A 9,018-nucleotide genomic window follows, 5' to 3' on the forward strand; every position below is an offset into this window, starting at 1 on the left:
TGCCGTAGAGTGTGGAGCAGATCAAGCGATTCATGCAGGAGAGGTTGATGTGTTCGAGGAAGTGATGAACGCCACTTCAGGCGAAGGGGCAAATGTGGTGATTGATGCCGTATGCCTCCCACAAACTTTTGAGCTAGGTACCCAAGTCRCATCGATTGCAGGACGGGTGGTTGTTTTAGGATTTGATGAGCGTCCGTCACACATTTCACAATTACCAATCACAAAAAAAGAGCTGACAATTGTAGGATCAAGATTACAAACCAATCAATTTGCACCTGTTATTCAATGGATGGAAGACAATGAACTAAATGTCGACAAAATGGTAACCCATACGTTCTCAATCGATCAAATTAAAGAGGCAATGGAGTTTATCGAAAGCCATCCAGATGAAGTTCGAAAAGCAGTAATCTCCATGTAAACCCATTTGTGCTCACCCTCTGATAGTGGTGAGCCTCATATGTAAATAGCAGCTAGTTTAAGAGGAGGAAAAAGCGATATGAAAAGCTATAATACGCTTAATAAAATGATCACAGCAGGTATCACAGCAGTCGTGAGAGGGGATACCTTTGAAGAAGCTGAAACGATTGCAAATGGTTGTATTGCAGGGGGCATCACATCTATAGAAGTAACCTTTACTACACCGGATGCGGTTCGTCTCATTAAACAATTAAGTCTAAGTTACCCTGATATTACAGTTGGAGCGGGAAGTGTACTAGATTCAGAGACGGCCCGCATTGCGATTTTAAATGGAGCGGAGTACGTGGTATCTCCTTGCTTTGATAAAGGTGCGGCTATGCTTTGTAATAGATATCAAGTTCCCTATGTTCCGGGTTGCATGACGATTCGCGAGATGAAAGAGGCCACAGAATATGGTGTGTCGTTGATTAAGCTATTCCCTGGTAATCAATTTGAACCTTCCTTTATCAAGTCTGTAAAAGGTCCTCTTCCGCATGTGGAAGTCATGCCAACAGGCGGTGTAAATGCCTCTAACGTTCAGCAGTGGATCGAAAACGGAGCTGCTGCAGTTGGAGTGGGAAGTGACTGGAATAAAGCATTAAAAACTTCAGGCGAAGAAGGCGTTATTGAAGCTGCGCGAAATTACGTGAATATCCTATCAAACTAATAAGGGGGGATACAAAATGAGAATGGTGTTTAGATGGTTTGGAGAAGGAAATGATCATATTTCTTTAAAAGACGTGAAGCAAATTCCAGGCGTCGAAGGAATCGTTTGGTCCTTACATGATGTACCTGCTGGTGACGAGTGGTCATTGGACCAAATTCAAGATGTAAAACAACAAGCTACAGATCATGGTTTACATATTGAGGTTGTCGAAAGTGTAAATGTTCATGAAGATATAAAACTAGGTCTTCCTACACGAGATCGCTATATTGAGAATTATATAAAGACGATAGAGAAGCTAGCAAGTGTTGGAGTGAAAGTAATCTGCTATAATTTCATGCCGATATTCGATTGGTTACGCACCGACCTAGCAAAAGAACTAGAAGATGGATCAACCGCTCTATTTTACGAGGGCTCAAAAATTCATGATATTGACCCGATGRAGCTAGTTAAACAGATTAGTGATAATTCTGAAATGACGATGCCTGGTTGGGAGCCGGAACGTCTTGCCGATTTAACTAAACTATTTGAAGCATACCGGGGTGTCACAGAAGAAGACTTGATGAATAATCTTCAGTACTTTCTAGAAAAAATTATTCCAGTTGCAGAGAAACACGATATCAAAATGGCCATTCATCCTGATGATCCACCATGGTCTGTATTTGGTCTCCCTCGAATTGTAACGAATAAAGAAAATCTGCAACGCATTTTAAAACTAGTAGATAGCCCATCAAATGGCTTGACTCTCTGTAGTGGATCACTAGGCTCAAACCCTTCGAATAATGTAGCGGAAATGGTAAGAGAGTTCGCCGATCGTATTCCATTTGCTCATATCAGAAACGTGAGAATTTTTGAAAACGGAGATTTTATCGAAACCTCCCACCGCACAGAAGATGGCTCCATAGATATTACAGATGTTGTGACGGCCTATCATGAAAATAATTTCACCGGTTACGCGCGCCCTGACCATGGTCGCCACATTTGGGATGAAAAGTGTAGACCAGGCTACGGCTTATATGACAGAGCCCTTGGCATTATGTATATGTGGGGAATTTGGGACACGTTAGAAAAAGCAAAAAGGGAGGCGTAACATGCTAGCACTAAATGAAAATTTAAATGGCAAAATCGCCGTTATTACAGGTGGAAGCGGTGTGTTATGTAGCGCCATGGCTAGGGAGCTTGGTCGCCAAGGTGTAAAAGTAGCAATCTTAAATCGCACAGCAGAAAAAGGGAAACAAGTCGAACAAGAGATAATCGATGCTGGTGGAGAAGCTCTTGCCATCGCATGCGATGTTCTTGATATGAATAGCATTATTGCAGCAGAAGAAAGAATTACAAAAGAATTTGGAGTATGCGACATTTTAATTAATGGGGCAGGGGGCAACCACCCAAAAGGCACGACAACCAATGAAATTTTTCAAAAGGAAGATGTCGTAAACGATTCAGTGCAAACCTTTTTCGATATGAACAATGAAGGCTTCCAGCATGTTTTCAACTTAAATATCCAAGGAACAGTAAATGCTACACAAGTATTCCTAAAAAGAATGGTCGACAAAAAAGGTGCTGTCGTCATTAACCTTTCCTCAATGAGTGCTCCTTCACCAATGACAAAAGTGCCAGCCTACAGTGCAGCCAAAGCAGCAATTGATAACTTTACGCAATGGTTAGCTGTGCATATGGCCCAATCAGGTGTGCGTGTGAATGCGATCGCACCGGGATTCTTCTTAACCGAGCAAAATCATAAGTTGYTCAAAAACGAAGACGGAAGCTTAACTGAGCGTTCAGAGAAGATCATTACACATACACCGATGAGACGATTCGGTGATCCGGAAGATTTATTGGGAACGCTTTTGTGGCTAGCAGATGAGAACATGTCAGGATTCGTCACTGGTATTACGGTGCCAGTAGATGGCGGGTTTATGGCTTATTCTGGAGTATAAGAATGGGGAGGGCACAGCCGCTGGGGCGGTTGTGCTTTTTTGGTGAGCGGAGGTGCGTTAGGTGGGGATGATTTCCAGATATTTGCTGCGTTTGTCGGAATATGATGGGGTTTCGTCGGAATAAAGCTTTAATTTGACGGAATCAGAAGCCATTCCGTCGGAAAACGACATCATTTCGTCGGAATAAGATCATCAATTATTAAATTTAGTTTCAAATAAAGGGAAAATGCTTATTTTGTCGAAGTTCATACTACTCTAAAAAGAAAAGGAGCCCCAAATGATCGCAAAACCTCGCAAAATCCCTGTTCACATCGCCAAATTAGAAGCACTTCTACGCAGAATTCCTTCCCACCACCCGAAACGACCTCAAATCGAAGCCGACTTAGCGAAAAGGAGAGCTGGTTATAAAGGGGAGAGCGCTCTAGATTACCACCTCAGCTTCCTACCGCAAAAAGAATACGTCATTTTCCACGATCTAAGAATAAAAAGTGGCGATTACTTCTTCCAAATCGACACCCTTATCCTCACTCCAAACTATATTCTCCTTATTGAGGTCAAACATCTTTTCGGTACGTTAACATTTGAGCCGGAATTTCAGCAGTTAGTTCGTTCAACCGCTGATGCTGAAGATGTCTTTCCTGACCCRATCATTCAGGTGAAAAGACAAGCATCGCAACTAAAAGAGTTGCTCAAAGATTATAAGTTTCCAGATATCCCGATCGAAACCATTGTTGTTATCACAAATTCGCTTAGCCGGATTACAACCTCACAAACAACTGACTACCTAAGAAGATACATTATCCGAGACACCGTACTCGTAAGTCGCATCTTAAAGCTAACCACTCAACATCTCACACTAATCTACCCTCCAAAATTGCTTAAAAAAGCCATCAGAATTCTGAACAAATCCCATTCCCCAACTACATTTGATCCGCTCATTTCCTACAACCTTCAAGAAGAAGATTTAGTAAAAGGAGTTCATTGTCCAAAGTGTTTTGCTATACCTATGCGGAGGCTTCATGGTAAGTGGCTATGCACTTTTTGCTACCACCAATCAGGAATGGCACATATTCATAGCTTAATCGACTATGAAGTTTTAATTAAAAACTCAATTACGAACAAACAGGCATGCAAATTTCTAAAGGTTCATCCACCACTTGCAAAAAGGTTGCTTACTTCATTACATTTACCTCAAATAGGAGCTACCAAATCACGAGTTTATCTAATAAACATAGATCAATTATATGAAGCAGCCCAAAAAGAAGACTCCGACTGAGATTGKAGTCTTCTTTTTATCATTAGTAATTGGAAATGAGTTAGGAAGAGGAGTAATTCGACGAAATTATGTCGAAATTCGTTTCCAAAATCAGATATTCCGACGAAGTCAACTAATAATCCGACGAAACGCCCTCATAATCGGGCAAGTGCATCCATTTATCTGGGAAATGACGCCTTTTCAGCTACTTCCAAACTCCCCGCCGGTCCAAAGAACTCATAATGGACACGCTCATCACTAACGCCCAACTCCACTAAATGCTGCTTGATCGCTTTCATAAACGGCACCGGGCCGCAGAAGTAGTACTCCGCATCGTCCCCAGCATTAGCCAAAGCACAGCGCAGCCAGCCAAGCTCAATCAATCCTTGAAGGTCAAACTTGGCACGCGCAACATCGTCCTCAGTAGGTTCAGCCAAACAAACATAACAGTTCACATTTTTATAAATTGCAGCCACTTCTTCGACATGTTCGCCAAATGCTTGCATCGAACCGTTTTGCGCTGCATGGATAAAGGTGACTTTACGCGCTGGTTGCTCACGTACAATTGTATTTAACATACTCATCATCGGTGTCACGCCCACGCCGCCGCTAATGAGCACAACTGGCTTTTCGCTGCTTGTATCTAAAACGAAATCTCCAGCTGGCGCACTTAACTCTAGCTTGTCGCCTTCTTCCATTTTTTCATGTAAATAAGTGGAGACAACCCCGTCATTCTCATGTTTGACGCTAATGCGGTAATAGTCATTTCTTGAAGCGTCAGATAGACTGTATTGACGTAAGTGAGTATGCTCGAGGCCTTCTGGCTGCACTCTTACTGTTACGTATTGCCCTGCTTGGTAAGTCGCAATCTCTCCGCCATCAAAAGGTTGTAAATAGAAGGATGTAATCACATCGCTTTCCACTACTTTTTTCGCGATCACAAATTCTCTAAAGTCAGCCCAGCCTCCAACTTGCGATTCAGCTTCCTCATACATTTCGTTCTCGACGCCGATAAAGGCATCAGCAATGACACCAYAGGCTTCGCCCCACGCACCGAGGATTTCATTGGTTGCGGCATCTCCAAGGACTTCTTTGATCGCCTCCAGTAGAGTCTCCCCAACAATTGGATAATGCTCAGCCTTTACACCTAAACTTCTATGCTTGTGCCCGATTTGTTTAACGACTGGTAAAATCGCTTCTAGTTGATCGATATGAACAGCAGCTGCATACACAGAATTAGCTAGAGCTGTTTGCTGACGCCCTTGTTTTTGATTGGCATGATTGAATATATTTAATAGCTCAGGATGACGTTCAAATACCAATTGATAAAAACGAGTCGTAATCTTTGTTCCATGGACTTCCAATACCGGAACTGTAGACTTTATAATAGAGATAGTTTCTTTAGATAACATGTGCACTCGCTCCTTTGCGTGTCTGATCTTTACACTTATGATTATAGGGGTGAGCGACATGTTAAGGTGTGATTTAAATCACAAATGATATGTCTAATTGGTGAAGGAGGGGWCCCCTGTTTTGAACACGGATACGATTAAGGAATTGTTAACTCATTTCCCGTTGTTTGCCCGGCTTGATGACCATTCACTGAGTCAAATTGTTGATATCTCGATCCATCGCGAGTGGGGGAAAGGTAGTCATCTTTTTATGCAAGGCGAGCCGATCGAAAATGTCTATTTTATCTATAGCGGCCGTATTAAAATTTACAAAGCCGATAGTCGAGGGCGCGAACAAATTGTCGCGATCTTAAAAGAAGGGGAGATGTTTCCACATGTCGGTTTCTTCCGTAAAGGAGGCTACCCGGCTTTTGCGCAAGTGCTTGAGCAAGCCGAACTCGTCGTCATTCCGATTCGTGACTTTGAAAACATTTTAAGAAGCAATCCAGAGCTTTGCATTCAAGTATTCAACGTCTTAGGTAAGAAAATCGTCGACTTACAAGACCGCCTCGAGGCTCAAATTTTGAACAATACATATGAACAAGTGATCAAACTCTTAATCCGACTAGGCGAAACGAATGGACGCAAGCTAAAGGATGGTACGACGGTGATCAAGTCCGACTACACAAATCAGCAACTAGCTAATATGATCGGCACAACACGAGAAACCATCAACCGAACGTTAACCAAGCTGAAAAAAGAAGGACTATTGAAAAATAGTAGCGAGGTCAGGCTTTGCTTTGTGCATGAAGAGATGGAAGGGAAGTTATACGGGGAGTGAACGCACTCCTCCTCGCTAATAGTGTTAAAGAACTAAGTATAAAGACCAGCAACTCAGTCCAATAACTTACTCTATAAAGGCCTGCTCTCATCGTATGTGCAACCGATTGCCTATTTTTCAGAAAATTGTTGCATTGACAATTGTACCCATCATACAATGAGTATAGTAAGCGTTTTCAAAATGCTGTAAATAAGAGAATGAGAGGAGAATAACATGAAAAAGAGTGTAGTCTGGATTGTAATGTTAAGCCTTTTATTATCGCTTTTTGTGCAACCGTTTGCACAAACGAGTGAGGTACAAGCTGCTGGCGACAAAGTGTACGAAAAAGTCGTACTGCGCGGGGAATCACCATTGAGGTGGGATGGGGAAAATCATCCACTTACATTTGATGAGACAGAAGAATTATGGAAAAGTGAGCCTGTGTCACTAGCAGGTGGCAATCAGTTTCAATATAAATTTGTGATGGATAATAACTGGTTATCGGGTGAAAACCTACGATTCCAAGTCCCGCAAAATGGGGAGTATCAATTTTATTTTGATCCACACAATGAGAGAAAAGTAGATGTTAGACCAGCGACTGAATATGATGGGTCTATTACTCTGCAATTAACCGTTCCGGAAGACACACCTGACTGGGTCGTACCAACTGTTGCAACGAGTAATAATAGTTTCAATTATAGTGTAACGCCACTAGATCGAGATGGTGAGACCTATTCAGTTACTTTACAAGGGAACGCTGGAGAAGAGCTCGAGTACCGCTATGGTTTAGGCGATCAGAAATATCGTGAAGTGAGAGAGGCAAATCGAGTCGCTACCTTTACAGAAGAAGGAACGGTAATAAAGGATATTGTTGCAGAGTGGACAGGCCTACCTGTTGCCAAAAATGTCTCCCATCAATTTCAGCATGATCCGTTTATCCCTTCTCCAAATGATGAGGTGACGATCACAGTTGAGGTAGAGCATTATGGACCGATTGATGAAGGTGGCATCTACTTTACAACAGACGGAGCCTCGCCAATTGGAGCACAAGGAGAAGCTGAAGTTGGAGAGTTTGCTCCTTTATCCATTGTTGAAACAACGAAAGAAGACAACTTAAATCGCACGACGTTACAAGGTAAGATTCCAAAGCAAGCCGACGGAACGCCTGTTAAATATGTGGTTGATGTCTGGGCAACGGGCGGCGAAGGCTCGCAATTTGCTGATACAAATAGCTTGCAAGCTGAAGAAGCAACGGAATTTGCTTACTATGTTGAAAACTACACATCACCAGAGTGGGCAAAGGATGCCGTCATTTATCATATCTTTGTCGACCGTTTCTTTGATGGAAATCCCGATAATAACTTCGATGTTGACTCTAGTTTGCCGATGGAAGAGGCGTTAAAAGACTGGATGGGGGGCGACATTGAAGGCGTTCTGAAAAAGCTTGACTACATGGAAGACCTAGGTGTAGATACGCTTTGGCTATCGCCTGTTTTTGAAGGACCTTACTCCCACGGCTATCACCCAACTGACTTTACAGGGGTGGACGAAAATTTTGGGACAGTTGCAGCATTAAAAGAATTAATTGAGGAAGCGCATAGTCGTGACATGAAAGTCATTTATGATTTTGTACCAAACCACACCTCGAGTCAGCACCCATTTTTCCAAGATGCGCTCAAAAATGGGGAAGATAGCCCTTATTACAACTGGTACACATTTTACGAAGATGGCACATACGAGACGTTCTATGGCATTGAAGAATTACCACAATTTAATAATGACAGCCAGGAAGCGCGTGACTACATGCTCAATGAAGTTGTTCCATTTTGGTTAGAGGAATTAGACTTTGATGGCCTACGACTTGATTATGCGAAAGGGCCAAGCTACAGCTTCTGGGTTGATTTCCGTGAAAAAGTAAAATCGATTKATCCGGAGATGTATGTTTTTGGTGAGGTATGGGATTCTCGCGAGAAGATCTCAACCTATGCCGGAAAACTGGACGGGTCTCTAGACTTTGGTTTCCATGATACGTTTAAAGGAACCTTTGCCTTTGATGGCTCGATGCAATCCATTGTGCAATATGTGAAGGAAAACGAGGCAGTCTATCATCCTGAATACATCATGACGACTTTCCTAGATAATCATGATCTGCCACGCTTTTTATATGAAGCAGGCAATGACACCGACAAGCTAAAACTAGCATCCTTTACGCAATTCATGCTTCCAGGTTCCCCGGTCATCTACTACGGGACAGAGGTTGGTCTTTCGCAAAGTGCCAACCATAACGATTACACAGAGTGGAAAGATCGCTGGTATCGTGAGTGGATGATTTGGGATGAAGAGGAGCAAGATCAAGATTTACTGGCGCATTATCAAGAAATTATTAAATTACGCGCTAACCACTCAGCTTTAAGAACAGGCGATTTCGAGGCTCATTCTGCAACGAGAGATGCCCTTGTGTTTGAACGCAGTAATGATGAGGAGCGTGTAAT

The 9,018-nt window shown here is 42.6% G+C and carries 8 protein-coding genes; 7 read left to right on the forward strand and 1 reads right to left on the reverse strand.

The genetic code is table 11. The features are described 5' to 3' along the window. The 5 genes from AB685_RS23640 to AB685_RS23660 all read left to right on the forward strand — a co-directional run. Positions 1-418, forward strand: a 418-nt coding sequence (locus tag AB685_RS23640; protein ID WP_047973035.1) for a zinc-binding dehydrogenase, incomplete at its 5' end; no start/stop codon positions are given. A 78-nt stretch (positions 419-496) separates the two neighbouring features. After that, entirely contained in the window at positions 497-1,123 is a 627-nt protein-coding gene (locus tag AB685_RS23645; RefSeq protein ID WP_047973036.1) for a bifunctional 2-keto-4-hydroxyglutarate aldolase/2-keto-3-deoxy-6-phosphogluconate aldolase, read from the forward strand. 16 nt (positions 1,124-1,139) lie between these two features. Continuing rightward, the gene (uxuA, locus tag AB685_RS23650; RefSeq protein WP_047973037.1) at positions 1,140-2,210 is read left to right on the forward strand and encodes a mannonate dehydratase; all 1,071 of its coding nucleotides are present in this window, start codon (positions 1,140-1,142) and stop codon (positions 2,208-2,210) included. Position 2,211: 1 nt separating this feature from the next. Next, complete coding sequence (locus tag AB685_RS23655) at positions 2,212-3,060, forward strand: SDR family oxidoreductase (protein WP_047973038.1); 849 nt, start codon at positions 2,212-2,214, stop codon at positions 3,058-3,060. Positions 3,061-3,337: 277 nt separating this feature from the next. Next, positions 3,338-4,336 carry a nuclease-related domain-containing protein gene (locus AB685_RS23660; protein ID WP_047973039.1) on the forward strand — a complete coding sequence of 333 codons (999 nt, stop codon included), beginning with the start codon at positions 3,338-3,340 and terminating at the stop codon, positions 4,334-4,336. Positions 4,337-4,494: 158 nt separating this feature from the next. On the opposite strand, the gene hmpA is transcribed toward AB685_RS23660, so the two are convergent. Continuing rightward, positions 4,495-5,727 (reverse strand): NO-inducible flavohemoprotein, encoded by a 1,233-nt coding sequence (gene hmpA / locus AB685_RS23665; protein WP_047973040.1) that lies wholly within the window; start codon positions 5,725-5,727, stop codon positions 4,495-4,497. Between the two features lie 121 nt (positions 5,728-5,848). Between hmpA and AB685_RS23670 the strand changes: the two genes are divergently transcribed. After that, on the forward strand, positions 5,849-6,547 hold the full coding sequence (locus tag AB685_RS23670; RefSeq protein ID WP_047973041.1) for a Crp/Fnr family transcriptional regulator: 699 nt from the start codon (positions 5,849-5,851) through the stop codon (positions 6,545-6,547). 213 nt (positions 6,548-6,760) lie between these two features. Further along, the coding region (locus AB685_RS23675; RefSeq protein ID WP_047973042.1) for a glycoside hydrolase family 13 protein at positions 6,761-9,018 on the forward strand (2,258 nt) is incomplete at its 3' end.

It is taken from the genome of Bacillus sp. LL01 (genome assembly GCF_001037965.1).